This is a genomic window from Saccharothrix sp. ST-888, assembly GCF_000955975.1.
In the GTDB taxonomy this organism is placed as follows: Bacteria; Actinomycetota; Actinomycetes; order Streptomycetales; family Streptomycetaceae; genus Kitasatospora.
In genome coordinates this window covers 1-342 of record NZ_JYJF01000661.1, presented here as the reverse complement: position 1 = coordinate 342, position 342 = coordinate 1, and the positions used below count along the sequence as shown (strand labels likewise).

The 342-nt window shown below is 70.8% G+C and carries 1 pseudogene; it reads left to right on the top strand.

The features are described from left to right. Nucleotides 1-26 precede the first annotated feature (26 nt). Nucleotides 27-342 (top strand): annotated as a pseudogene (locus UK12_RS40595) (hypothetical protein); the annotation flags it as partial.

The following is a 342-nucleotide window of genomic DNA, read 5'->3' as shown; positions in this document are numbered from 1 at the left end:
CAACACAGCTGCCCACACTCCCGCCCGTGGTCTACACCGACCCGCGCTGTGCCGTGATTCGCCCGCTCTACAACTCCGGCTACCGGCCCGGCACCCAGAACATGCGCCCCGCGCTCACCGCCGCCCTCCGCGTCTCCACCCTGTTCGCCCACCCCCGCTCCCACACCCGCTCCGCCATCCGCCCCCGCATGCTGGCCCGTGCGTCGTACCGGTGCTGGTTCTGGCTCGGGCTGCCGGCCAGCGTGGTCGTCAGCATCGGCGTGGTCTCCTGGCTGATCACCCAGTGTCTGAACTCGGTCTCCGGGCTCTGCCCGTCCGGCACCCTGTCCTCGTCGACGATCT